At 71.3% G+C, this 24,221-nt stretch carries 22 protein-coding genes; 11 read left to right on the top strand and 11 right to left on the bottom strand.

The annotated features are described in order from the left end of the window. Positions 1-29 precede the first annotated feature (29 nt). Positions 30-1,463: a leucyl aminopeptidase gene (locus tag ACTMTF_RS25540; RefSeq protein ID WP_441112940.1), complete on the bottom strand. Its 1,434-nt coding sequence runs from the start codon at positions 1,461-1,463 to the stop codon at positions 30-32. 78 nt (positions 1,464-1,541) lie between these two features. Further along, the gene (locus ACTMTF_RS25535; protein ID WP_020545024.1) at positions 1,542-1,709 is read right to left on the bottom strand and encodes a DUF3117 domain-containing protein; all 168 of its coding nucleotides are present in this window, start codon (positions 1,707-1,709) and stop codon (positions 1,542-1,544) included. Between the two features lie 179 nt (positions 1,710-1,888). On the opposite strand from ACTMTF_RS25535, the gene ACTMTF_RS25530 reads away from it, so the two are divergent. Both ACTMTF_RS25530 and ACTMTF_RS25525 read left to right on the top strand, forming a co-directional pair. Beyond that, positions 1,889-2,665 carry a PaaX family transcriptional regulator gene (locus ACTMTF_RS25530; RefSeq protein WP_441112939.1) on the top strand — a complete coding sequence of 259 codons (777 nt, stop codon included), beginning with the start codon at positions 1,889-1,891 and terminating at the stop codon, positions 2,663-2,665. 11 nt (positions 2,666-2,676) lie between these two features. Then, a complete protein-coding gene (locus ACTMTF_RS25525) occupies positions 2,677-3,438 on the top strand; it encodes an enoyl-CoA hydratase-related protein (RefSeq protein ID WP_441113010.1) in 762 nt (253 codons plus the stop codon). Here ACTMTF_RS25525 and ACTMTF_RS25520 read toward each other — a convergent pair. From ACTMTF_RS25520 to ACTMTF_RS25495, 6 genes are all read right to left on the bottom strand, one after another. Further along, positions 3,425-3,994, bottom strand: coding sequence for a DNA-3-methyladenine glycosylase I (locus ACTMTF_RS25520; protein WP_441112938.1), 570 nt, complete (start codon positions 3,992-3,994; stop codon positions 3,425-3,427). The two genes, ACTMTF_RS25525 and ACTMTF_RS25520, sit on opposite strands and share 14 nt — an antisense overlap. Continuing rightward, complete coding sequence (locus ACTMTF_RS25515) at positions 3,991-4,683, bottom strand: hypothetical protein (protein WP_441112937.1); 693 nt, start codon at positions 4,681-4,683, stop codon at positions 3,991-3,993. The genes ACTMTF_RS25520 and ACTMTF_RS25515 overlap by 4 nt, the downstream gene beginning before the upstream one ends. 70 nt (positions 4,684-4,753) lie before the next feature. Beyond that, complete coding sequence (locus tag ACTMTF_RS25510) at positions 4,754-5,338, bottom strand: TIGR00730 family Rossman fold protein (protein WP_441112936.1); 585 nt, start codon at positions 5,336-5,338, stop codon at positions 4,754-4,756. 23 nt (positions 5,339-5,361) lie between these two features. Continuing rightward, positions 5,362-6,159, bottom strand: a complete 798-nt coding sequence (locus ACTMTF_RS25505) for a TIGR00730 family Rossman fold protein (RefSeq protein WP_441112935.1) — start codon at positions 6,157-6,159, stop codon at positions 5,362-5,364. 247 nt (positions 6,160-6,406) lie between these two features. Continuing rightward, positions 6,407-7,462, bottom strand: a complete 1,056-nt coding sequence (dapE, locus tag ACTMTF_RS25500; protein WP_441112934.1) for a succinyl-diaminopimelate desuccinylase — start codon at positions 7,460-7,462, stop codon at positions 6,407-6,409. Then, positions 7,462-8,295: a 2,3,4,5-tetrahydropyridine-2,6-dicarboxylate N-succinyltransferase gene (locus ACTMTF_RS25495; RefSeq protein ID WP_441112933.1), complete on the bottom strand. Its 834-nt coding sequence runs from the start codon at positions 8,293-8,295 to the stop codon at positions 7,462-7,464. The genes dapE and ACTMTF_RS25495 overlap by 1 nt, the downstream gene beginning before the upstream one ends. Before the next feature lie 37 nt (positions 8,296-8,332). Between ACTMTF_RS25495 and ACTMTF_RS25490 the strand changes: the two genes are divergently transcribed. Beyond that, positions 8,333-9,154 carry a hypothetical protein gene (locus ACTMTF_RS25490; RefSeq protein WP_441112932.1) on the top strand — a complete coding sequence of 274 codons (822 nt, stop codon included), beginning with the start codon at positions 8,333-8,335 and terminating at the stop codon, positions 9,152-9,154. Between the two features lie 4 nt (positions 9,155-9,158). Here the strand turns inward: ACTMTF_RS25490 and ACTMTF_RS25485 are convergent, their stop codons facing one another. From ACTMTF_RS25485 to fdxA, 3 genes are all read right to left on the bottom strand, one after another. Next, positions 9,159-9,827, bottom strand: a complete 669-nt coding sequence (locus ACTMTF_RS25485; RefSeq protein WP_441112931.1) for a DUF4178 domain-containing protein — start codon at positions 9,825-9,827, stop codon at positions 9,159-9,161. Positions 9,828-9,933: 106 nt separating this feature from the next. Then, the gene (gene dapC / locus ACTMTF_RS25480) at positions 9,934-11,004 is read right to left on the bottom strand and encodes a succinyldiaminopimelate transaminase (protein WP_441112930.1); all 1,071 of its coding nucleotides are present in this window, start codon (positions 11,002-11,004) and stop codon (positions 9,934-9,936) included. A 162-nt stretch (positions 11,005-11,166) separates the two neighbouring features. Continuing rightward, entirely contained in the window at positions 11,167-11,490 is a 324-nt protein-coding gene (fdxA, locus tag ACTMTF_RS25475; protein ID WP_397011734.1) for a ferredoxin, read from the bottom strand. A gap of 115 nt (positions 11,491-11,605) precedes the next feature. On the opposite strand from fdxA, the gene ACTMTF_RS25470 reads away from it, so the two are divergent. From ACTMTF_RS25470 to ACTMTF_RS25435, 8 genes are all read left to right on the top strand, one after another. Next, positions 11,606-11,836, top strand: a complete 231-nt coding sequence (locus tag ACTMTF_RS25470) for a putative acetyltransferase (protein ID WP_441112929.1) — start codon at positions 11,606-11,608, stop codon at positions 11,834-11,836. A 17-nt stretch (positions 11,837-11,853) separates the two neighbouring features. Continuing rightward, positions 11,854-12,912 carry an ABC transporter substrate-binding protein gene (locus ACTMTF_RS25465; RefSeq protein WP_441112928.1) on the top strand — a complete coding sequence of 353 codons (1,059 nt, stop codon included), beginning with the start codon at positions 11,854-11,856 and terminating at the stop codon, positions 12,910-12,912. 102 nt (positions 12,913-13,014) lie between these two features. Beyond that, positions 13,015-13,791: a class I SAM-dependent methyltransferase gene (locus ACTMTF_RS25460; protein WP_397011740.1), complete on the top strand. Its 777-nt coding sequence runs from the start codon at positions 13,015-13,017 to the stop codon at positions 13,789-13,791. A gap of 134 nt (positions 13,792-13,925) precedes the next feature. Further along, positions 13,926-16,148 carry a hypothetical protein gene (locus ACTMTF_RS25455; protein WP_441112927.1) on the top strand — a complete coding sequence of 741 codons (2,223 nt, stop codon included), beginning with the start codon at positions 13,926-13,928 and terminating at the stop codon, positions 16,146-16,148. 5 nt (positions 16,149-16,153) lie between these two features. After that, positions 16,154-18,070, top strand: a complete 1,917-nt coding sequence (locus ACTMTF_RS25450) for a UvrD-helicase domain-containing protein (protein WP_441112926.1) — start codon at positions 16,154-16,156, stop codon at positions 18,068-18,070. A gap of 48 nt (positions 18,071-18,118) precedes the next feature. Continuing rightward, positions 18,119-19,963 (top strand): sigma factor-like helix-turn-helix DNA-binding protein, encoded by a 1,845-nt coding sequence (locus tag ACTMTF_RS25445; protein WP_441112925.1) that lies wholly within the window; start codon positions 18,119-18,121, stop codon positions 19,961-19,963. A gap of 19 nt (positions 19,964-19,982) precedes the next feature. Then, positions 19,983-21,341 (top strand): cysteine--tRNA ligase, encoded by a 1,359-nt coding sequence (gene cysS, locus ACTMTF_RS25440; RefSeq protein ID WP_441112924.1) that lies wholly within the window; start codon positions 19,983-19,985, stop codon positions 21,339-21,341. Between the two features lie 332 nt (positions 21,342-21,673). Then, the gene (locus ACTMTF_RS25435) at positions 21,674-24,196 is read left to right on the top strand and encodes a penicillin acylase family protein (protein ID WP_441112923.1); all 2,523 of its coding nucleotides are present in this window, start codon (positions 21,674-21,676) and stop codon (positions 24,194-24,196) included. Positions 24,197-24,221 lie beyond the last annotated feature (25 nt).

The raw sequence follows: 24,221 nt of genomic DNA, 5'->3' as shown, positions 1-24,221 counted from the left end.
AGCGGGCCGTACGCTCGGCTACGGCTCGGCTACGGCTTGGTCAGCCACTCCAGGAGCACCCGCACGCCGAACCCGGTGGCGCCCTTGGCCAGGACGCCCTCGTCCACCGTGCTGCGCCCCACGCCCGCGATGTCCAGGTGCGCCCAGGACCTCTTGCCCGCGAACTCGCGCAGGAACAGCGCCGCCGTGATGGAGCCGCCCCCGTAGGTGGAGCCGATCTCGACGTTGGACAGGTCCGCGATGGAGGAGCGCAGCCCGGCGGCGTAGTCCTCGATCAGCGGCATCCGCCACAGCTTGTCGTCGCTCGACTGACCGGCGTCCACGAGCTGCTTGGCGAGGTCGTCGTCGGTGGAGTAGACGGCGCCGACGTCGCGTCCGAGCGCCACCGTGATCGCGCCGGTGAGGGTGGCGATGTCGACGACCACGTCGGGGTCGAGCTCGGCGTCGGCGTAGGCGAGCGCGTCGGCCAGCACCAGCCGCCCCTCGGCGTCGGTGTTGAGCACCTCGACCGTGCGGCCGCCGTACTGCGTGATCACGTCGCTGGGGCGCTGGGCGGTGCCGGACGGCATGTTCTCGGCCGAGGCGATGAGGCCGGTGACCCGGACGGGTGCGCCGAGCTCGGCCAGCGCGCCGAGGACGGCGATGACGGCGGCGCCGCCGGCCATGTCGGTCTTCTGGGTCTTCATGTTCGCCGTCGGCTTCAGCGACAGGCCGCCGGAGTCGAACGTGATGCCCTTGCCCACGAGCACGACATGCCGGGTGGCCGGCTCGGCGGGCGTGTAGGAGAGCTGGATGAGCCGGGGCGGGTTGGCCGAGCCCATGCCGACGGCGACGAGCCCGCCGAACCCGCCGGCCTTGAGCTGCTCCTCGTCCCACACCCGAGCGGTGACGCCCTGCCCGCCGCCCTGCTCGACGGCCTGCTCGACCGCGCGGTCGGCGAGCCAGGCGGGGGTCTTGACCGACGCCGGCGTGTTGGCCAGGTCACGGGCGAGCGCGACCGCCCGCGCCACGATCCGGCCGCGTCGTACGCCTTGCTCGTCGGCGCCGACGAAGGTGATCGCGGCCACGGGCTTCTTGCCGGGTGTGCCGATCTTGAAGAAGTAGCAGGCGAGCAGCGCGGCCTCGGCGAACACCGTGACGTCGCCGTCCGGCACCACCACGGCGATCCCCTCCCTGCCGCGCGCCCGGCGGCTGACCGCGGCCGCCGCCCTGCGCAAGGCCCGGGGGGAGCCGTCGCCCACGCCGTAGAACAGCACCCGGCCGACACCGCCTTCCCGCGCCACCGGGACTTCGACGATCTCGCCCGCCTCACCCTTGGCCTCGTAATGAGCGAGCAGGTCGGCGACAGGCACGTGCAGGTCGACCGCGAGCGCGGGATTCAGCTCCGAGGAGTAAGGAACGGCGAGCAGGTCGGCGTCGGCGGGAACGTCGGCGACCACCAACGCGGCGGTCTCAATGGGCACTGTCACTCCTTCAACGTCAGCGACCCTGGCGCCAGGTACGCCAGGGTCGTGGGGCCGGAAAAGTTGTCTCGGGAGCTCTCAGCCGACGACGTTCTTCAACGCCTCGCCGAGCGCCTTCGCTTCGTCGGCGGAAATCTCCACGACGAGCCGTCCGCCACCCTCCAGGGGGACTCGCATGACAATGCCGCGCCCTTCCTTGGTGACCTCGAGCGGACCATCGCCGGTCCGCGGCTTCATCGCCGCCATGCGTGCATCCCTTCCTGCCTTGGGCTCCCGCGGCCCGCGATTTCCGGCCTCCATGGGGGAGGTCGGCGCATTCACGTCTTCTGTGATGTCCTATTCTCCCGCATCGAGAGCCCTCATGGGTAACGATCTCCTCCCAGAATGCGTTGTCCAAGGTGGCGAAGGGGTCCAAACTGGACTTCGTGCACGCACGCGCCGCTCTGTTCGACCTCTATGGGGACCACCTGCGCTCGCGCGGTGGGCAGGCGTCCGTGGCCGCGCTCGTCCGGTTGATGAATCCGCTGGAAATAGCCGCTCCGGCCGTGCGTACGGCCGTTTCCCGCATGGTCCGGCAGGGATGGCTGCAGCCGCTGAGACTTCCTCAGGGTGCGGGCTACGGGCTCACCCCGAAGTGCGTCAGGCGGCTGGATGAGGCGGCGCTAAGAATTTACCGAGCCGGAACACTGACCTGGCACGGCCACTGGCATGTGATCGTCTTCGGTCCGATCAAGGCGCGTACGCGCCGCGAACGGATCAGGGCCGACCTCACCTTCCTCGGGTACGCCGCGCTGTCGGAGACGACCTGGATCGGCCCCCGATCCGCCGTCGAGCTGGACAACCTGCTCGACGGCGAGGGCGTGCGCGCCGACAGATTCGACGCGACGCTCGACGGCGACCCGCGCGAACTGGTCGCGCGGGCGTGGGATCTGACCGCCATCGGCGAGGCGTACGAGAGCTGGCACGCCGAGGCTGTCACGCTGGTCAGCGCCCTGCCGGAGAGGGCATCGGCCGACCGGGTGTTCGCGACCAGGAGCAAACTCGTCCACGGATGGCGAAATTTCCTGTTCCGCGACCCCGGCCTGCCACCCGAGCTGCTGCCGGCCGGTTGGCCGGGCGAGAAGGCGCGGGCCTTCTTCGAGCATGAGGCCGCCAGGCTGCTGCCCGCAGCCGCCGCGTTCGTCGACAGGGAGCTGCATTGATTCGCTACGAGATGACCGAAGCCGTCGCCACCGTCACGCTCGACCGCCCCGACGCGATGAACTCGCTGACGGCCGAGGTCAAGACCGCGCTGCTGGAGGCGCTGCGGCGGGCGGCGGGCGACCAGGAGGTGCGCGCCGTCCTGCTCACCGGCTCGGGCCGGGCCTTCTGCGCGGGCCAGGACCTGCACGAGCACGCGGCCAACCTGGAGGCGGGCCGCGGCCTGGCCGACACCGTGCGCGAGCACTACAACCCGATCGTCGAGCTGCTCACCACCATGGACAAACCCGTCGTGGCCGCGGTCAACGGGGTGGCGGCCGGCGCGGGCGCCTCGCTCGCCTTCGCCTGTGACCTGCGGGTCGCCTCGGAGAAGGCCAAGTTCGCGCTGGCCTTCTCCGGCATCGGGCTGGCCCCTGACTCCGGCGCCTCCTGGACGCTGCAGCGCCTGGTCGGTTTCGGCCGCGCGAGCGAGCTGATGCTGCTCGGCGAGCCCGTCGACGCGACGCGCGCGCTGGAGCTCGGCCTGGTCACCCGGATGGTGCCCGCCGACGAGGTGCTCAAGACCGCCGGGGAGCTCGCCCGGCGGCTCGCCGGCGGGCCGACGAGGGCCTTCGCCGCCACCAAGCGGGCGCTGGCGTACGCGGCGACGCACACGTTGCCGGAGGCGCTGGCCCTGGAGGCCGACCTGCAGGACGAGTGCGTCGCCACCAGGGATCACCAGAGCGCGACGAAGTCCTTCCTCGCCAAGGAACGCCCGGTCTTCACCGGTCGCTGAGCCGGGGGGTGACGCGGGCTAGGCAGCCCTCGATGTGGTCGTTGACCAGGCCGATGGCCTGCATCAGGGCGTAGGCGGTGGTGGGGCCGACGAAGGTGAAGCCGTGCTTCTTCAGCTCCTTGGCCAGCGCCTTGGAGGCCGGTGTGACGGCCGGGACGTCGGCCATGGACCTGGGCGCCGGGAGCGACGGGTCGGCGTAGCGCCAGACGAGGTCCGACAGGCCGGCGGGGACCTCCAGGGCGGCCCTGGCGTTGACGATCGCCGCTCGCACCTTGGCCCGGTTGCGCACGATGCCGGCGTCGCCGAGCAGCCGCTCGACGTCCTGCTCGGTGTAGGCGGCCACCTTCGCGATGGAGAAGCCGTCGAACGCGGCGCGGAAGTTGTCGCGCTTGCGGAGGATCGTCAGCCACGACAGCCCCGATTGGAACGCCTCCAGCGTCACCCGCTCGAAGACCTTGTCGTCGCCTCGGACCGGCCGGCCCCACTCCTCGTCGTGGTAGGCGAGGTAGAGCGGGTCCGTCATGCCCGCCCAGGCGCATCGGATGATCTCGTTCACGGGCGCTCGTCCGAGGCCTTGCCGAGCATGGCACTAGCGGGCTCGGCCTCCTGCCCGGCCGCCTGCTCGGAGCCCGTCGCGCCCGTCTCCGCGCCCGTCTTCGTGCTCATCTGCGTGCCCGTCTGCGAGCCGCCGTCAGCGTCCGCGGCGGCCTCCTCAGGAGCCGCCTCAGCCGCCTCGGTTACCTCAGGTGCCTCGGCCGCCTCCCGATCACCCCACCTGACGGGAGCGTGGTCCGGATTGCCGTTCACCGCCTGCGGCAGGTGGTCACCGGACTCGGACGGCGAGTCGCCCTCCTCCGGCAGATCTCGCGGCGTGGCGGGCGCCTCGGGCTCGTGGTCGGTGCGCGGGCCGCCGCCGGGGGCCGCGTAGGCCTCCTGGCGGGCGTACAGCCGGCGCGACAGCAGCTCGGAGACGCGCTGCTCCAGAACCGCGATCCTGGTGTCGCGGGCGCTGATCGCGGTGGCGGCTCGGCGCAGCGTCTCGTCGACCGACTGCGTGTGATAGCCGACGAGGTTGACCGGCAGCTCGAGCGCCATGAAGTCGACAGCCGTCAGCTGCCCGGCTTCGGGCAGGTTGAGTGGCGGCACGTCCGGCGGGAACTCGGTCAGCTCACCGCCCTTGCCCAGGGAGACCAGCACCACGCAGACCAGGATGGCGAGCGCGGCGATGGCGAGTATGACCAGCACATTGGCATCGTACTCATACCACCAGGGCACGAGTCCCGCACTTGCCGCGCCCGGTGCCGGACGGGACTCTTCAGCCCGCCGCCTCCCCCAGCTCCTCGACGCTGGGCCGCACCGGCTGGGGACGGCCTTCCAGATGGGCGAAGGCCTGCTCGACGGTGGTGGTCCAGGAGATGGCGTCGAAGACGTTCGCCCGGGTGAAACCCTGGTCGTACATGCCGGTTACCAGGTCTCGGAGCGGCTGGTAGAGGCCCCAGGGGTCGAGGATCACCAGGGGGCGGTCATGGATGCCGAGCACCCTGGCCGTCCAGATCTCGAACAGCTCCTCCAGGGTGCCGATGCCGCCCGGCAGCACGAGGAAGGCGTCGGAGCGGGCGTCCATGACGCCTTTGCGCTCGCGCATGTCGGCCGTGACGATCAGCTCGCCGGAGTCCCTGTCGGCCACCTCGATGTCCACGAGCACCTGGGGGATCACCCCGACCGTGTGGCCGCCGGCGGCCCGCGCGGCCGTGGTGACGGCGCCCATGCAGGAGACGGTGGCGCCGCCGCTCACCAGCGTGTGGCCACGCCGGGCGAGCTCGGCACCGACCTCGGCGGCCAGGTCGAGGTACTTGTCGTCGATGTGCTGGCTGGAGGAGCAGTAGACGCAGATGTTCACGACGAGCCAGCTTATTGGCCGGGTTATTGCGGCTCGGCCACCTGGGCCCCGACGGCCCGCTCCTCCTCCCCGTCCACCTCGGACCTGGCCCGGTCGGCGTCCATGATGAGGCGCACGGCCTCGTCCACGTCGTCGGTGACGGTGATCAGGTCGAGGTCCTGGGGTGCGATCTTGCCGGAGCCGAGCAGGCTGCCCTTGATCCAGTCCATCATGCCGCCCCAGAACTCCGTGCCCATCAGCACGACGGGGAAGGAGGTGACCTTGCCGGTCTGCACCAGGGTCAGCGCCTCGAACAGCTCGTCGAGCGTGCCGAAGCCGCCGGGCAGCGCGATGAAGCCGCAGGAGTACTTGACGAACATGGTCTTGCGTACGAAGAAGTAGCGGAACTCGATGCCGAGGTCCACGTAGTCGTTCATGCGCTGCTCGAAGGGGAGCTCGATGCCGAGCCCGACCGAGACGCCGCCCTCGACCTCGGTGGCGCCGCGGTTGGCCGCCTCCATGACGCCCGGGCCGCCGCCGGTGATCACGGCATAGCCGCTGCGGGCCAGGGCGGTGCCGAGCTCACGGCCCAGCGTGTAGTCGGGCGAGTCGCCGGGGGTCCTGGCGGAGCCGAACACGGTGACGGCGCGGGGCAGCTCGGCGAGCTGGCCGAAGCCCTCCACGAACTCCGACTGGATGCGCAGCACCCGCCACGGGTCCATGTGCACCCAGTCGGCCGGCCCCTGCCGGGCCAGCAGACGCTGGTCGTGCGTGCTGTCGTCCACCATGCTGCCCCGGAGCACGGCCTGTCCCCGGCGCCTTTCGCGGCGTGTTGCTTTCATGTTGGTCACGCTAGCCCTTCCACATGCTTTCCCATGGCCGCTCTGGCCTGCTGGTACCCAGCTCTACCTGGCTCAGGGCCGGTCGCGGAGGCCGCTCAGAAGAATCTTGAAAAACTTCCCGTGAAACCTGGAACCGAATTTCGCGGAGCCTGCGTCTAACCGGCGAGGGTGCTGCTCGGGACTGAAAGTGGCTCTCCCCGCCAAATGGCCGGCGAGGAGAGCCACTTTCACGTTGTCCGGGGTCCCGTCACGACGCGAGCCAGGCGAGCATCGCCCGCTCGCTGTCTGCGATCTTCGCCAGTGACACGTATTCGCCCTGCTGGTGGGCCAGGTTGGGGTCGCCGGGGCCGTAGTTGACGGCAGGAACGCCCAGCGCCGAGAAGCGGGCCACGTCCGTCCAGCCCAGCTTGGCCCGGGGTGTGCCGCCGACTGCGGCGGTGAACGCGGCGGCCACCGGGTGGGTGAGCCCCGGCCGCGCGCCGGGCGCCGCGTCCACGAAGCGGACCTCGTAGCCGTCGAAGACCTCCCGCACGTGCTCCTGGGCCTGCTCGACCGTCAGGTCCGGGGCGAAGCGGTAGTTGACCGTGACCACGCACTCGTCCGGGATCACGTTGCCGGCGACGCCGCCGCGCACGCCGACCGCGTTGAGCCCCTCGTGGTACTCCAGCCCGTCGACGACCGGCAGCCGCTCCTGGTAGGCGTTGAGCCTGGCCAGCACCGGCTCGATGCCGTGGATGGCGTTGACCCCGAACCACGACCTGGCGCTGTGCGCCCGCTTGCCGGTCACTACGATCTCGGCGCGCACGGTCCCCTGGCAGCCGCCCTCGATCACCCCGTCGGTGGGCTCCATCAGCACCGCGAAGTCGGCGGTCAGCCAGTCGGCGTGGTCGCGGGTGAGCCTGGTGAGGCCGTTGCGGTCGGCCTCGATCTCCTCGCAGTCGTAGAAGACGTACGTGACGTCGCGGTTGGGGACGGGCACCGTGGCGGCCAGCTTCAGCGCGACCGCCACCCCGGCCTTCATGTCGGAGGTGCCGCAGCCGTAGAGGAGGTCGCCTTCGACACGGCTGGGCAGGTTGGCGGCGACGGGGACGGTGTCGAGGTGGCCGGCGATCAGCACCCGCTCATCCCGGCCGAGCTCGGTGCGGGCGACGATGGTCTGCCCCGATCTGTCCACCTTCAGGTGCGGCAGGGTGATCAGCGCCCGCTCCACCTGGTCGGCCAGCGCCTGCTCGGCACCGCTCACCGACTCGATGTCGACGATGGCCGCGGTCAGGGTGCGCACGTCCTGCGTGAGATCCAGCATCAGGTGTTCACTCCGTGTTCGCGCAGCGCCTCGTTGAGCGCTGCCTTGTCGTGCCGCTGCCCCGGCTCCAGGCGCTTGAGCACCAGCACGCAGGGCAGGCCGAACGTGCCGCCGGGGAAGTCCTTCTGGCGGGTGCCGCCCACCGCGACGCACCAGTCGGGGATCCGGCCGCGGCTCAGCTCCTCGCCGGTGGTCACGTCGATCACCGGCATGGAGGCGGACAGGATCGTGCCGGCTCCGACGACCGCCCCGCGGCCCACCCGGGCGCCCTCCACGATCATGGCGCGGCTGCCGATCAGCGCCTCGTCCTCGACGATCACCGGGGCCGCGTTCGGCGGCTCCAGCACGCCACCGATGCCCACGCCGCCGGACAGGTGGACGTTCTTGCCGATCTGCGCGCAGGAGCCGACGGTGGCCCAGGTGTCGACCATGGTGCCGCTGTCGACGTACGCGCCGATGTTGGTGAAGGACGGCATCAGCACCACGCCCGGCGCCAGGTAGGAGCCCCAGCGCGCGATGGCGCCGGGCACCACGCGCACGCCGTCCAGGGTGTTCTTGAGCGGCAGCCGGTCGTGGTGGTGGAAGTCGCCCACCTGCGACCTGGTCAGCCCGAGCACCCTGAAGCTCAGCAGGATGGCCCGCTTGGCCCGCTCGTCCACGACGACCGTGTCGCCGGACGGCCAGGCGGCCCGCGCCCTGCCCTGGTCGAGCAGGTCGACGGCGCCGGCCACGGCGGCGCGCGCCTCGTGGTCCGCCGGTGACAGCTCGGCGCGGCGCTCCCACAACGCGTCTATCACCGCGGGTACCGGTGACAGAGTGCTCACGTCCTTCATGGGCACGGAGCCTATCTGGCCGGGTAGGTTTCTCAGCGTGCACCTGCGCTTCTCCCGGGGAGTCATCACCATCGCGGTGGTCGTCGTCGTCCTCGCGGTGGCGATCACCTTCGGCCTCTACCAACTGCTCAAACGCGCCGACCCGATGGTCGTGCCCGAGGCCTTCTGCACCGTGCGCACCCCCCTGGGGGACCGGGACCTGGACATCGAGCAGGCGCAGATCTCCGCCACGATCGCGGCGGTCGCGGCCCGGCGCAAGCTGCCCGAGCGCGCCGTGGTGATCGCCTACGCGACGGCGCTGCAGGAGTCGAAGCTCTACAACGTCGGCTACGGCGACCGCGACTCGGTCGGCGTGTTCCAGCAGCGCGAGTCCCAGGGCTGGGGGAAGAAGAAGCAGCTCCTGGACCCCGTCTACGCCACCAACAAGTTCTTCGCCGCGCTGGTGAAGGTCAAGGGCTACCGCAAGATGCCGCTGGCCGAGGCCGCCCAGGCGGTGCAGCGCTCGGCCGCCGGTGAGGCCTACGCGCCGCACGAGGAGGAGGCCAAGATCCTCGCCCAGGCGTTCACCGGGCGCGCCCCCCGGGCCCTGCACTGCTGGTATCCGCCGGAGGCCGGGCAGAGCGCCACGCCTCGCCCGCGCGCGGGCGAGGCCCGCCGCCAGCTCACCCGGGCGCTCGGCAGCACGTCCATCACCAGCGCGCGGCGCGGCTGGCTGGTGGCCGCCTGGTCGGTGGCCCACGCACAGAAGTACGACCTGCGCCGGGTCACCTACAGCGGCGCCACCTGGACCAACGACATGCGCCAGAAGGACTGGCAGCAGGGCGGCAAGGCGGGCGCCAGGAAGGTCGAGCTGGCCTGACAGGTCAGGAGGCGCGGCTGACGATGGTGATCGAGCCGGGCGCCAGGGGCTGGGCGTAGCTGGCCGTCCAGGAGGCGCCCTGGATGCGTTCGAAGGACAACAACCGCCCGTCGCCGGCGCGGTAGTCGGCGAAGTCGAGCAGGCCCCTGTCGGGGATGCCGGTGCTGCCTTCGGACCGGAACGCGGCGGTGCCCCGCTCCAGCGGGAAGAACTCGACGCCCTCCATGATCAGCATGCTCCGTGCCGGGATCATGCCCTCGGTGGGCACGCCGGTCCACAGCAGCACCTCAAGGTGGGTCGGGTCGCCGGGGTTCATACCCCTGCGCAACTCCACCGACAGCCACTGCACCCGCCGGACGCTGTCGCGCAGCCGGTATTCGACCCACTCCTGCCCCTGCCAGGAGATGTGCACGGCGCCGAGCACGCGGGCCTGCGACCCGTGCACGCCGATCTTGTCGCCCACCTTGATGGTGCGCGGATCGACGTAGTCGGCACCGGCATGCCCCGGCACGCTGACCGGCGCAGCCAACGGTGGCTCGGCGGGAGCGACCTCCAGCGGCTGCTCGGGCGTGCGGCCCTTCCTGTCCTGTCGCAAGGTGGCCAGGAAGGCCCCCAAGAGGAGGAGGACGGTGGCGATGCTCAGCCCGAGAACGACCATGGAGGTCATGCTCATCGTTCGGCTCGCTCCACTCGCGGTTAGCCTGGGCAAACGCCCGTTATCTATTTGTCCTGCAAGCGACCCCCGACCTCCCCGATGGAGGGGCGCTTGAGGGGCGATACTACTGGAGGCGGCGCACTGCCGCACCGACGCGTTCGTCGGTCGCCGTCAGCGCGACGCGGATGTGCCGTCCACCTGCTGATCCATAGAAATCACCGGGTGCGACCAAAATCCCGATTTCGGAAAGCCGGCTTACCTGGTCCCACGCGCTCTGCCCGTTGGACGCCCAGAGATACAGGCCCGCGGCCGAATGGTCGATACGCCAGCCCGCCGCCTCCAGCACGGGCCGCAGCGCGGCGCGGCGGGCGGCGTAGACCTCGCGCTGCTCGTCGGCGTGCCGGTCGTCGCCCAGCGCCGCCGTCATCGCGGCCTGCACCGGGCCGGGCATCAGCATGCCGGCGTGCTTACGGGTCTCCAGCAGCCGCTTGACCAGGACGGGATCGCCGGTCACGAACCCGGCGCGGTAGCCGGCCAGGTTGGAGCGCTTGGACAGCGAGTGCAGCGCCAGCAGGTTGTCGTGCGAGCCCTCGCAGACGTCGGGGTGCAGGATCGAGATGGGCCGCTCCTCCCAGCCGAGCTCGATGTAGCACTCGTCGGAGGCGACGACCGCGCCGCGCTCACGCGCCCAGGAGACGACCTTGCGCAGGTGCTCGGCGGGCAGCACCTTGCCGGTGGGGTTGCCGGGAGAGTTGACCCAAACGAGGTCGACGTGCTGCGGGCCGAGCGCGAGCAGGCCGTCGGCGGCCGTCGCGGCGGCTCCGGCCAGGCGGGCGCCCACGTCGTAGGTGGGGTAGGCCAGCTCGGGGAAGACGACCCGCTTGGCGCCGAGATAGGTGGGCAGCCAGGCGACGAACTCCTTGGAGCCGATCACCGGCAGCACGTCCTGCTGGTCGACGATGACGCCCTGCCTGCGGCGCAGCCAGCCGGCGGCGGCCTCGCGCAGCGCCTTGGTGCCGTGTGTGAGGGGGTAGCCGGGGCTGTTGGCCGCCCCCACCAGCGCGTCCTGGATCAGCTGCGGCACCGGGTCGACGGGGGTGCCGACCGAAAGGTCCACGATCCCGTCGGGGTGGGCGCGGGCGCGTTCCTTGTACGGCTCCAGCCGATCCCAGGGGAAGTCAGGCAGTTTGTTCATGGTTCTCCAGGGTTTCGGTCGGCGCACGCCGCAGGTGGAACCGGCTTACCACGCGCGCAGGCGAACGGCCCGCACGACACGGTGACGCCGCCCCGGTCCGGGGACGGGAGGCCGACCCGCGGGCGAACGGCCCGCGGGTGGGCCGCGACGACAGGCGGCCGGCTACGCCTCGGCCTGCGGCGGCAGGGCCGCCACGACCGGGTGGTCCTTCTCGATCTTGCCGACCTTCGAGGCGCCCCCGGGCGAGCCCAGGTCCTCGAAGAAGTCCACGTTGGCCTTGTAGAAGTCCTTCCACTGCTCAGGAAGGTCGTCCTCGTAGAAAATCGCCTCGACCGGGCACACAGGCTCACACGCGCCGCAGTCCACGCACTCGTCGGGGTGGATGTAAAGCATGCGCTCGCCCTCGTAGATGCAATCGACGGGGCATTCCTCGATGCACGCCTTGTCCAGGACGTCCACGCAAGGCTGCGCGATGACGTAGGTCACCTCGAGCTCCTTCTTCTCCGCACCATTCCGCACATGGGCATGACTCTGACCGCGGTTTGCTAAGCCCTAGTATTGCCGTGCTGACCAACTGGCTGGAACGGAGGGTGGCAAACTCGTGGCCGCTCGCCTCGTCATCACTATCTCAGCCGCCGACGTCGGAGCCCGGATCACCACGCGCAGGAGGGTCCCCGGAGGCTTCAGCGACGTCGTGGGCACGCTCGAATCGTGGGAGGGCGGCGTGCTGCGGATCCGCAAGCGCGACGGCACCGTGATGGAGATCTCCGAAGAGTCGCTGGTGGCCGGGCGCGTCGTTCCCGCCGCGCCTCCTCGACCTGGGCGAATGTAACAGCGAGTATTCATGGTGTGACCGTACGTACCTGCGCAGCCGTAACTGCCATCCTCGTCAGCGCCGGATGCGGCGCGTCGCCCGCGACGCCGGCCCAGCCCGGCAAGCCCGTCAACGTCAAGGCCGCCTCCATGAAGGAGGGGTTCGGGACCATGGAGCGGCTCGCCCAGGCCGCCAAGCAGGAGGGCACGCTGACCGTGGTCGCGCTGCCCCGCGACTGGGTGAACTACGGGGAGATCATCGACACCTTCTCCGACACGTACGGCATCGAGGTGAAGGAGCTGGAGCCCCAGGCGAGCAGCCGCCGCTCGGTCGACGCCGCCGCCCAGCTCAAGCCGGACGTGTTCGACCTGACTCTGGACGTGGCGGTGTCCGCCGCCGGCAGGTTCGCGCCGTACAGGGTGCAGGGCTGGCAGGACCTGCCGGACCACATCAAGGACCCCGCCGGCGCCTGGTACGCCGCCTACGGCGGCTACATGTCCATCGGGTACGACCCCCGCGCCGTGCCCGCGCCCGTCTCCTTCGCCGATCTCGCCAAGCCCGGCTACAAGGTCGCGCTGGACGGCGACCCGCTGCGCTCGGCGGCGGCCTTCAAGGGCGTGATGGCCGCCTCCCTGCAGAGCGGGGTCCCGCAGCCCCGGCGCGGGGTGGAGCTGTTCGCCAAACTGAAGAAGGCCGGGCAGCTGACCGAGCCCGCCCACGCCAACGTGATCGTCAGCTGGGACCATCTCAACGCCGCCCGCAGCGCCCAGGACGCCGACTCCTGGAAGGTGACGATCCCGCGCGACGCGCCGCTCGGCTCCTACCACGTGCAGGCGATCAACAAGGACGCGCCGCATCCGGCCGCCGCCCGGCTCTGGCAGGAGTTCCTCTTCTCCGACGAGGGCCAGAACCTGCTCCAGAAGGGGTACGCCCGGCCGGCGCGCGCCGAGGCCATGCTCATGCGCGGCACGCTCGACACCGAGCAGGCGGCCAAGCTGCCCGTCGCCCCCGGGGCTCCCGTGCTGCTGACGATCCCGCAGACCGACGCGGGTAAGTCCTACCTGAAGAAGGAGTGGGCGCGAAGCGTGGGGTGAGACCGATGTGACTTGATATGTCGCAGAGACAATCTGGCTCTAAAGTGAATCGACAGCACGGCCACGGGGGCCCGATGTCTGACGAATGAGAGCTGATCCGTCTTGCGATATGACACACCGAGCTTGGAGCGGTGGAACAGTCGCGCCTACGACAGCAGCTTCGGCTACGTCTCCACCCAGGGCGCGCCGCTGGTCGACCTGCTCGACCCGCAGCCCGGCGAACGCGTGCTCGACCTCGGGTGCGGCACCGGCGTGCTCACCGCGCAGATCGCCTTCCGCGGCGCCGAGGTGCTGGGCATCGACGGCTCCGCGGGGATGATCGAAAAGGCCCTGGCGCAGTATCCGGGCATCAACTTCATCGTCGGCGACGGGCACGACTTCACCGTGGCCCGGCCCTACGACGCGGTCTTCTCCAACGCGGCGCTGCACTGGATGAGCCGCGACCCCGCGGCGGTCGTCGGCAGCGTGCGCGAGGCGCTCGCGCCGGGCGGGCGCTTCGTCGCGGAGATGGGCGGGGCGGGCAACTGCGCCGAGCTGACCACCGCGATGCTCACGGCCTGGCGGGAGTACGGCCTGCGTGAGCCCGATCTGCCGTGGTACTTCCCCACGCCCGCCGACTACGCCCGCATTCTTGAGCGGGAGGGTTTCGTGGTGCGGCTGCTGGAGTACTTCGACCGGCCCACGCCGCTCGACGAGTGTCCGGGCGGGGCCGCCGACTGGGTGCGGGTGTTCGCCGCCTCGGCTCTCGACGGGCTGCCGCCGGATCTCGTCGAGCCCCTGCTCCAGCGGGTGAACGAGTTGGCCGCGCCGGCGTTGCGCCGCGAGACGGGCTGGATGGCCGACTACGTGCGTCTGCGGTTTGCCGCCGTTCGACGTTGATGCGTAGTGCATGATGCGTAGGGCTGTTTTGCCGGACTATGGTCTGTTCGTAGGCGCGAGATGATGGCATCGCTACTCGACGGTGAAGAGCCCGCGACGAAACGGCGGCGTGAGGGGCTGGTGAACGGAACGGGATGAACTTCTGCCTGAGCGACCTCGTACCACCGTTGAGGTGGAGCGACGCGTCCACGATCACGCTGCTCACCGGGCAGCCCGACCTGCCGGATGCCTGGTGGCGGAGCCTGCCCATGCCGCGCGTGCTGGCGGCCATCGGGCCCGAGGCGCTCGGCGGGCTGCTCACCGAGATCGCGCTCGAGCACTGGCCCGCCGCCGCCGTGGGCGACGTGCTCCCGGCCCTGCACATGCTCGATCCCGACGAGGCGGACGATCCGCACGTGGCGATCGCGCTCGACCGTGCGGGCTCGTGGCCCGGCCTGCTGGCGCTGACCAGTAGGGAGCTGGTCGACCAGCCGTTCGTCCAGGCCCGCCCGGTGCTGAGCACGCTGTTCTCGGCGGCTCTGGTGCGGCTCGCGCCCACCTCCGCCCACCCGGCGCCCCTCCTCGCCGAGCCGCCCATCCCGCCCGAGCAGGCCGCCGCGCCGGCTCTGCTCGCCTCGGCGGCGGCGGCCGTCGCCCCCGAGGCCGAGCCTGAGGTCGTCAAGCCTGAGGTCGTGCTCTCCGAGTCGGTGGCCGCCGTCGCGCGCGCGCACGAGGCGTACGCGCACGAGGCTGAGGGGACGTCTGACGAACGCGGCGAGGACACTCTGGACGAGGAGTCCGAAGAGGAGTCGCAGGCGGCGCAGCATGCCGAACAGGCCCTCGAAGATCCCCTCGAAGAGGCGGAGCCGTCGGCGGCCAGGGCCGGGCAGGACGCCGGTCCGGCGGTGCTCGATGCCGACGACGAGCCGATCGACGAGACCGCCGACCGCGAGGCCAAGGCCGACGCCGAGGCAGGGGCCGAGGTAGAGGTAAAGGTAGAGGCAGAGAGCGACGCCGAGGCGGGTGACGAGGCCGACGCCGAGGTAGGCGATGAGGCGGAGCCGGTGCTGGACGCCGCTGACGAGCCCGCTCCGGAGCCCGCCGCCGAGGAGGCGGCCCAGTCGGGGGCCGAGCGTGAGGCCGAGCCAAAGGCCCGTTCGCAGGCCGAGGAGGAGGCTGAGCTCCGGGAGGCCAGGCCCCAGGACGCCGGGCAGCAGGACGACGGGCAGCCGGGCGTGAAGGACGCTGAGCCGCAGGCCGAGCAGGCTGAGGTGGATGAGTTGCCCGAGCTCATCGAGGCCGCGTTCGCGGGGCTCGACGACAAGAGTTGGGCCGTGGCGCAGAACCGGGTCTTCACCGACCAGCCGTCGGCCGTGGACCAGCTCGCCAAGCTGTTCGCCGTGCCCCCCGCCGAGATCTCCGCCACGGAGGCGCGGCTGTGGGCCAAGCTGGACAACTGGCTGGCCAGCGACGAGGCCGCCCCGTACCGGGCGCATCTGGACGAGCTGCGCAAGACGATCGGCACGACCGCGCCCAAGGAGCGGCTGATCGGCGCCGCGGACTGGCACGTCAAGGAGATCCGCGCGCTGGAGGTGCCCGCCTGGCAGTTCGTGCTCGCGACCCTGCCGCCGGGACCGCACGTCCCCCCGCAGGAGTCGTTCGAGTCGGGTGAGGACGCGGGACCGCCCGTCTTCGCCCAGGCCGCCGCCCTGCCGCTGGGCCCGATGCCCGGACAGGCGGCGCCGCTGCCGCCCGGGTTCGTGCCGCCGGATCCCGTGCCGTCGCAGTTCCAGGCGTTCGCGCCGGTGGCCGTGCCGGGCGAGGGCAACGGGGCCTCGGACGAGCACTCCGGCAAGCCGTACCAGCCGTTGAAGGACGTCTCCCAGACCAGGCGGTGCTTCCGCCAGCCGGACGGGCGGTGGTGGCTGCGCATCGACGTGACGGCCGAGCAGCTGTCCGGGAGCGAGTGCGCGCTGCCGACCGGGTTCGCCGCCTACCTGGGGCTGTCGCCCGGGGAGAGCAGGACGGTCAGGAGCGCCGCCGGGGAGCTGACCATGACGTGGCACGGCAGGCCGGTTCTGGAGTCGATCGAGCGGCTGCTGGCCGACGTCGGGGCGAAGGAAGGCGGCCACCTGTTCCTCACGCTGTCGGACGAGGGCGTGCTGCGGGCCAGGCACCTGCCGGTGGCCGCGCAGAGCGCCGAGAAGATCACCAAGGCGCTGCGCCTGGTCGGCTACACGGCTCCGGGCGGAACCCGCGACCAGGCCGCCAGAGTGATCGCCACGAGGATAGGAATGACCGGCCCGGTGGGCCTGCCCGACCTGCTCACCAGGCTCCGCGAGCGCGGGGACCGCGACCTGCTCGCCCTGCTGGACTGAGAGCCGTGCCGCGGCTCGCGATCGGCCCCGCGTTCCCCAGGGAGCTCAGCGCACTGGCCCCGCCGGTGCGCAGGGACGCCGTGGTCGCGCTGCGGCGTTTCCTGCTGAACGTGGCAGGTGCCCCGCACCCGGAGCGGGTCAGGGGCGGCCGGGACGCGCGGGTGGCGACCCTGCGGCTGGCCGAGGGCGTGCGCGGCGTGGTGGTGCGCCAGAAGGACGTCTACTGGCTGCTCACCGTGCTGCCCGAGCCGGAGGCCTGGGCGTACGCCACCCGGCATCGCTACGGGATCAACCCGGTGATCGGCGTCGTCGAGGAGTGGGACGCCGAGGCGCTGGAGCGGGTGGAGCCCGCGCTGCGCCGGTCGGCCGGCGTCTCACGGCTGTTCGAGCCGATCTGCGACGGCGACCTGATCGCGCTCGGCATCGACGTGCGCGCGCTGCCCCTGGTGCGGCTCATCACCACCGAGGCCGACGTGGAGGCGCTCGCGCCGCTGCTGCCGCCGACGCAGCACCTTCCGCTCGCGGTGCTGGCCAGGGGCGGCACCCTCGCGGAGGCGTGGCGGGAGCTGGACGGCTGCCGGGCCGTGCCGGGATCCACCGGCGGATCCGCCGAGGACGGCGGCTCGGGCGGGCCAGGCGGAGCCGGCGACTCTCGCGGCTCTGGCGGCTACGGCGGCTCTGGGGGCTACGGCGAGGATCCGGTCGATCCCGACGATCTGCACGCGGCGCTGCTGCGCAGCCCGGACCGGGCGGTGTTCACCGCCGACAAGGTCGAGCTGGAGCAGGCGCTGACAGCGCCCGACTGGTGCACCTACCTGCATCCGCCGCAGCACCGCCTGGCCAGGGCCGCGCGTTACGAGCATCCCGTGCTGGTGATCGGCGGCGCGGGGACCGGCAAGACGCTGGTGGCCCTGCACCGGGCCGCCCACCTGGCCGCGCGCGGCCGCGGGCCGGTGCTGCTGGCGACGTTCTCGCAGGGGCTGGCCGAGGAGCTGTCGTCCAGGCTGGACCTGCTCATCCCCGACGACGTGGTGCGCAAGCGGGTCGAGGTGGACAATCCCGAACGCCTGGCGATGCGCATCGTGGCCCAGTCGGAGGGGCGGCGTCCGGCGCTGGTCGGGCCGGGCGCGCGGAGCATGGACGAGATCGTCGACGAGGCCCTCATGCTGCTGTCGAGGACCACGGGCGACCTGCTCGACGACGTGGAACCGGGGCGTAAACCGTACCGTCACATAGTGGTGGACGAGGCGCAGGACGTCAGCCCGGCGCAGTGGCGGCTGCTGCGGGCGGCGGTGCCGCGCACGTACGACGACCTGTTCATCGTCGGGGACCCGCACCAGCGGGTCACCGACACGCATGTGGCGCTCAGCGCGGTGGGCATCCCCGCCGTGCAGCACACGCTCAAGCTGTCCCATCGGCTGTCGCGGGAGCTGGTGACGTTCGCGGTCAGGGTGCGCGGTGGCGGGCCCGCCGACGGGCTGGTCAAGGGCATGTCGTCGATGTACGGCTTCCGTGGCGCGCACGCCGGGGAGCGGCCGGTCATGCGGGCGTACGACACGCGCGAGGCGGAGCTCGCCGGGCTGGCGATCACCGTCGCCTCCTGGCTGGAGGCGGGCGTGCCCGCGGATCGGATCGCCGTGGGGGCGCGTGATCCGCGGCTGGTGCGCGAGGCCCGGCGGGTGCTGGGGGACGCGCCGGTGCGGGTGTCGACGTTCCAGAATCTCAAGGGGCTGGAATTCGACCGGGTGGCGCTGATAGGGGTGTCCGAGGGGGTCGTGCCGGAGCAGCCTCCCGATGATCCCGGCGCACGCGCGCGGGCTCTGCAGCGTGAGCGAAGCATGCTGTTCGTGGCCTGTACGCGGGCCCGTTCCATGCTCTATATATCCCATTCAGGGAGAGGAAGCCCATTTTTGTCCTTCTGATCACATAGTCTGAACTGCGGATATCTACCCATTGCCGGTTGGACCCCAATGAACCTCAGTCTGAGCGACATCGCGCCACCCCTGCGCTGGACCTCACCTGGCCAGATAGCGCCGATCGCGGACGAGCCCCAGCTGCCCGAGGCTTGGTGGCAGGCGATTCCGCTCGACCGCGTGTGCGCCGTCGTCGGAACGCAGACGGTGGCGGGCCGGCTGGCCGACCTCGCCGTGGCCCATTGGGGACACCTGCTGCTGGGCGACATTCTGCCGCTGCTGCGCTTCTCCGACCCCGCCGAGGCCGAGCGGACGCCGGAGATGCTCGGCAAGGACGTCGTACAGAAGCTCTTCGGCGGCGTCTTCGACCGGCTGCTGGAGCCCGCCTCCGCCGCCGTGCCCACGCCCGCCCGGCCGGACCGGCCGCTGCCCGAGGCGATCGACGCCCTGTTCGCCACGCTGGACGAGCGGCAGCGGGCGATCGCCAGGGACAGGTTGTACGCGGTCAACCGGGTCACGCTCGACGAGCTGGCCCAGCGCTTCTCGGTGACCAGGGAGCGCATCAGGCAGATCGAGCGGGACCTGCGCGACCACGTCGAGGCCTGGCTGGGCGGCCCCGAGGCGGTCGCGCTCGTCGCGCACGTCACCTGGCTGCGCGGCAGGCTCGGCTCCGCGGTGCCGGCCGACGACCTCGCGGCGGCCGTGCCCTGGCATCGTGGTGATCTTCACGCGCTGGGCATCCCCGCCTGGCGTTTCGTGCGCACCCTGCTTACCGGCTACGAGCAGGCCGACGGCTGGCTGGTCGCGGGCGGCGCCGACGAGCTGCGGGAGAAGACCCGCCAGCTGTTCACCGACGGGCCGCGCCCGCTGGCCGAGGCCGTGAGCATGGTCGCCCAGCTCGGCGTCCGCGAGGACGTGGCCGAGCGGTGGATCCTGGCCGTGCCCCAGCTGCGGGTGCTGGACGAGCACGTGGTGCCGTGGCCGCGCAGCATCAACGAGAAGGCCGAGGCCGTGCTGGCCGTGGCCAAGCGGCCGATGGCCCCGGAGGAGATCCAGGAGAGCATCGGCGAGGACTACAGCCTGGTCGGCATCCGCAACCAGCTCACCGCCGACGACCGCTTCCGCCGCGTCGACCGGAACAAGTACGGCCTGACCCGCTGGGGCGGTGACGAGTACCTGGGGATCAGGGAGATGATCGCCAGGGAGATCGAGCGGGCCGGCGGCGAGGCCTCGGTCAGCACCATCGTGGCCAGCCTCACCTCGCGCTACGACGTGAGCGAGAGCTCGGTGCGCGCCTACTCGGGCGGGCCCGGGTTCGAGCGGACCCAGCGTGGGTGGATCCGGGTGGCGGGCACCTCCCCTACCGGCGAGGCCGAGCCGTACCAGCCGCGCAAGGACGTGTCGGAGACCCGCCGCAGCTTCCGCAGCCGGGACGGGCGCTGGTGGCACCGGGTGGACGTCAACGCCGAGCACCTGCGCGGCTCCGGCTCCCCGCTGCCCACCGGGTTCGCCGCCTATCTCGGGATGGCCCCAGGCGGGCAGCTCACCGCCGCGACGCCGTCCGGCGACGTGGTGATCAGCTGGCACAACCAGCCGACGATGGGCTCGATCCGCAACGTGCTCGCCGACTTCAAGGCCGCCGAGGGGGACCACGTCTTCCTCACTGTGTCGGACGGCGGCGAGCTGCTGACCCGCTACCTCCCGGGCGCCCCCGCCGGGATGCCGCCGCTGAACCGGGCGCTCTACCTCATCGGCTACACCGCCCCCGTGACGTCGGAGGCGGAGGGGCTGCGGCTCATCGGCGCCCGCATCGGGCTGCCGGAGACGGCCATCCGCGAGGAGGTCTTCGCCCGGCTGCGCGAGCGCGGCGACCGCGACATCCTCGGCTACCTGGGAGGCTGACTCCGGATAGGCTCGAAGGATGCTGCGGATTCACGACACGCGCGCCAGGCAGGTCGAGTCCATCAAGCCCGCTCGTGCCGTGCGGATGTACACCTGCGGGCCGACGGTTCACCGGCGCCCGCATGTCGGCAACCTGCGCTCCTACCTGCTGTCCGACCTGATCCGCAGAGTCCTGGAGCGGCAGCGCGTACGCGTGGTCGTCTGCCAGAACATCACCGACGTGGGCCATCTCGCCGAAAGCGGCGAGGACAAGGTCCGCCTGCGGGCGCGGGCCGAGGGACGCCCGACCGCCGAGCTGACCCGCGACTACGAGGCCGCCTTCCGGGCTGACACGGAGGCGCTCAACCTGCGGCCGGCCGAGCACACCCCGCGCGCCAGCGAGACGATCGACCAGATGGTCGAGCTCATCGCCAAGCTGATCGAGCGGGAGCACGCCTACACCGTCCCCGACGGCTCGGTCTTCTTCGCCGCCCAGTCCTTCCCCTCCTACGGGGAGATCTCCGGCAACAGGGTCGACATGCTGAAGCCCGCGCGCGGCATCGGGGCCGCCGATCCGCGCAAGCGCTTCCACGCCGACTGGGCGCTGTGGCAACCCTCCGAGGGTGAGCTGACCTGGGAAACCCCTTGGGGCCGGGGCTTTCCCGGCTGGCACGTCGAGTGCTCGGCCATGGCGCTGAGCTTCCTCGGCGAGCACATCGACCTGCACACCGGCGGCGCCGACCTGCGCTTCCCGCACCACGAGAACGAGCGCGCCCAGTCCGACGCGGCGGCCGGGCACGAGGTCGTCCAGCACTGGGTGCACGGCGAACATCTGATCTTCGACGGCCGCAAGATGGCCAAGTCCACCGGCAACCTCGTGCGGCTCTCCGACGTGGCCGAGGCCGGGCTCGACCCGCTGGCCGTGCGCCTGGCGTTCATGGAGCACCCCTACCGCCACCAGATGAACCTCACCTGGGACGGCCTGCGCGCCGCCGACCGCACCCTGCGCCGCTGGCGCTCCCGGGTCGCCGAGTGGTCGGAGTCGCCCAGCGCCCCGATGGCCGCCTCCTATGTCGAGCGCGTCGAGGCCGCCTTCGACGACGACCTCGACACCCCGACCGCGCTGCGCGTCCTGCTCGACCTCGAAGGCGACGAGTCCGTGGCGCCGGGGGCCAAGTTCGAGTCGTTCCTGCATCTCGACCAGGTCCTCGCCCTCGACCTGTCCATCGAGATCGGCAGGGCGCCGGCCGCGCTGCCGCCCGGCGCGGCCGAGCTGCTGCGGCAGCGCTCCCGCGCGCGGGAGGCCGAGGACTGGACCGCCGCCGACCGGCTGAGCGACGAGCTCGCCGCGCTCGGCGTCAGGATCTCGGACGCCCCGGACGGCCAGACCTGGTCCTGATCGGGACCGCCGCCGCCCGCTGAGCGTCGTACGGCTGCCGCGCGCCCGTTCATGATCATTTATAGTTGTGTTCATGATCGTCCGAAGAAGGTGGGCGGACGGCATGGCAGGGGCCGTCCGCCCGGTGGCGCCGTCCTGGTGCGGGGGTGTGGACGGATACGCGCCGTACGCACGATAGGCAGATCTTGGGTTGCAACGGGGTTGCGAGAACCCCTGCCGTACCGGGGACGGAACCGGCTGTGACGGCGGCAGGAGGAGTGATCTAGGGCTGTCAGACTTAGGTCCAGCCTGGGAAGTTGGAGGTATTCGTGAGGTTGAGACCGTATGCATGGATGCCCTGGCCGTTGCGCTGGTTCCTGCGGATTCTGACCGTCCTCCTGGTGCTGATGCTCGTTCTCTCGGCGGTGGTCGCCTATACGGTCAGGCGGTCGTTCCCGCAGCTGGAGGGCAGCCTGCGACTCCCCGGTTTATCCGGGAATGTGGAGATTTATCGTGATAAAGCGGGAATTCCGCACGTCTACGCTGACACCTCCGAAGACCTGTTCATGGCCCAGGCCTTCGTGCACGCGCAGGACCGGTTCTGGGAGATGGACTTCCGGCGGCACCTGACCGCCGGGCGGCTGTCGGAGCTGTTCGGCCAGGCGACGCTCGACAACGACAAGGCCATCAGGACGATGGGCTGGCGCCGGGTCGCCGAGCAGGAGTTACCCGACCTGACCGACGCCACCAAGCGCTACCTCGACGCCTACGCCAAGGGCGTCAACGCCTGGCTGGCGGCCAACCCCAACGCCTCCGACCGCAGCTTCGAGTACTCCGTGCTCAAGGTGACCAACGGCGGCTACACGCCGGAGCCCTGGACCGCGCTCGACTCCCTGTCCTGGCTCAAGGCCATGGCCTGGGACCTGCGCTCCAACCTGGACAACGAGATCGACCGCGCGCTCGCCCGCACCAAGCTGCCGGCCGAGCGGGTGGACCAGCTCTACCCGGAGTATCCGTACGACGAGCACGACCCGATCGTCACGCAGGGCACGATCGACCAGGAGCGCTTCGACCAGGCGGCCGAGCCGGGACGGCGGAAGAAGAAGGACGAGCCCCGCGCCGGCGCGCGCGTGCTCACCCAGGCCGCCGCGACGCTCGCCGCCGTGCCCGGCACCCTGGGCGGTGTCGACCGCGACGGTCTCGGCTCCAACTCGTGGGTGGTGGCGGGCGAGCACACGGCCAGCGGCAGGCCGCTGCTGGCCAACGACCCGCACCTGTCCGCGTCGATGCCGTCCGTCTGGTACCAGGTCGGGCTGCACTGCCGGAAGGTGACCGAGGCGTGCGCGTACGACGTGACCGGTTTCTCCTTTTCGGGCGTCCCCGGCGTGATCATCGGCCACACGGACGAGATCGCCTGGGGATTCACCAACCTGGGCCCCGACGTGGCCGACCTGTTCCTGGAGCAGGTGGACGGCGACACCTACCTCTACCAGGGCGAACAGGTCAAGCTGGAGTCCCGCGAGGAGCTGATCAAGGTGGCGGGCGGCAAGACCGTCTCGCTCGCCGTGCGCAGCACGCGGCACGGGCCGCTGGTGAACGGCGTGATCGGCGGTGTCCAGGAGGGCCTGGACAAGACCGGCGAGGCGAACGCCGTGGCCCTGTCCTGGACGGCGCTGATGCCCGGCAGGACCGCCGACGCGATCTTCGCGCTGAACGAGGCGAGCGACTGGCACGAGTTCCGCGCCGCCGCCGCCCTGTTCGAGGTGCCGGCCCAGAACCTGGTCTACGCCGACGTCACCGGCACCATCGGCTATCAGGCCCCCGGCCGCATCCCCGTACGGACCAGGGGCGACGGCACCGTGCCCGTCCCCGGCTGGACGGGCGAGTACGACTGGAAGACCGCCCCCATCCCGTACGACCAGCTCCCGTCGGTGCGCGACCCGGCCGAGGGCTTCGTCGTCACCGCCAACAACGCCGTCATCGACCCCCGGCGCTACGAGCCGCTGCTGACGAAGGACTGGGCGTACGGCTACCGCTCCCAGCGCATCCTGGACCGGCTCAAGGAGGAGATCGGCAAGGGCAAGGTGGACGCCGCCGCCATGTCGCGGATCCAGCAGGACACCCACAACGGCTTCGCGGCCAGGCTGGTCCCGATGCTGATGGAGGTGGGCCTGGCCGGCCCGAGCGCCGAGGCCAGGCGGCTGCTCGACGGCTGGGACGGCTCCCAGGGGGTCGGCTCGGCCCCGGCGGCTTACTTCAACGCGATCTGGCGGCACCTGCTGCGGCTGACCTTCCACGACGACCTGCCCGAGCGTGCCTGGCCGGGCGGCGGCGACCGCTGGTACGAGGTGGTGGGGCGGCTGCTCGACACCCCGGACGACCCCTTCTGGGACGACATCGCCACCGAGGGGGTCAAGGAGGGCCGCGACGACATCCTGCGCCAGGCCATGGCCTCGGCCTACCAGGAGGTCTCCGACCTGCTGGGCACGGACGTCAAGGCGTGGCGGTGGGGCGATCTGCACCGGCTCACCCTCACCCACGGTTCGCTCGGCACGTCGGGGATCGCGCCGATCGAGGCGCTGTTCAACCGGGGCCCGCTCCCGGTGGCGGGCGGCAAGGACGCGGTCAACGCCACCGGCTGGGACGTGCGGCAGGACTACGCGATCACCACGGTGCCCTCGATGCGGATGATCGTGGACCTGGCCGACCTGGACAAGTCGCAGTGGATCAACCTGACGGGCGCCTCCGGTCACGCCTTCCACGCCAACTACTGGGACCAGGCGCCGCGCTGGGCCAGGGGTGAGCTGCTGCCGATGTACTCGGAGACGGACTCGGTCAAGAAGGCCGCCGTGCACGTCCTGCGCCTCACGCCCTGACCCTCGGGCCCGGAGCCGGCGGCTC

This window comes from Nonomuraea sp. ZG12 (assembly GCF_052068115.1).
Lineage (GTDB): Bacteria > Actinomycetota > Actinomycetes > Streptosporangiales > Streptosporangiaceae > Nonomuraea.
This window is presented reverse-complemented; position numbering and strand designations above follow the sequence as displayed.

What these genes read in the sequence shown, in the direction of transcription:
- ACTMTF_RS25535 (WP_020545024.1), bottom strand. Translation starts at nt 1,709, where the DNA reads ATGGCGGCGATGAAGCCGCGGACCGGCGATGGTCCGCTCGAGGTCACC.
- ACTMTF_RS25435 (WP_441112923.1), top strand. Translation starts at nt 21,674, where the DNA reads ATGCCCTGGCCGTTGCGCTGGTTCCTGCGGATTCTGACCGTCCTCCTG.
- ACTMTF_RS25455 (WP_441112927.1), top strand. Translation starts at nt 13,926, where the DNA reads ATGAACTTCTGCCTGAGCGACCTCGTACCACCGTTGAGGTGGAGCGAC.
- ACTMTF_RS25485 (WP_441112931.1), bottom strand. Translation starts at nt 9,827, where the DNA reads ATGAGCATGACCTCCATGGTCGTTCTCGGGCTGAGCATCGCCACCGTC.
- ACTMTF_RS25445 (WP_441112925.1), top strand. Translation starts at nt 18,119, where the DNA reads ATGAACCTCAGTCTGAGCGACATCGCGCCACCCCTGCGCTGGACCTCA.
- ACTMTF_RS25495 (WP_441112933.1), bottom strand. Translation starts at nt 8,295, where the DNA reads ATGAAGGACGTGAGCACTCTGTCACCGGTACCCGCGGTGATAGACGCG.
- dapC (WP_441112930.1), bottom strand. Translation starts at nt 11,004, where the DNA reads ATGAACAAACTGCCTGACTTCCCCTGGGATCGGCTGGAGCCGTACAAG.
- cysS (WP_441112924.1), top strand. Translation starts at nt 19,983, where the DNA reads ATGCTGCGGATTCACGACACGCGCGCCAGGCAGGTCGAGTCCATCAAG.
- ACTMTF_RS25505 (WP_441112935.1), bottom strand. Translation starts at nt 6,159, where the DNA reads ATGAAAGCAACACGCCGCGAAAGGCGCCGGGGACAGGCCGTGCTCCGG.
- ACTMTF_RS25525 (WP_441113010.1), top strand. Translation starts at nt 2,677, where the DNA reads ATGACCGAAGCCGTCGCCACCGTCACGCTCGACCGCCCCGACGCGATG.
- dapE (WP_441112934.1), bottom strand. Translation starts at nt 7,462, where the DNA reads ATGCTGGATCTCACGCAGGACGTGCGCACCCTGACCGCGGCCATCGTC.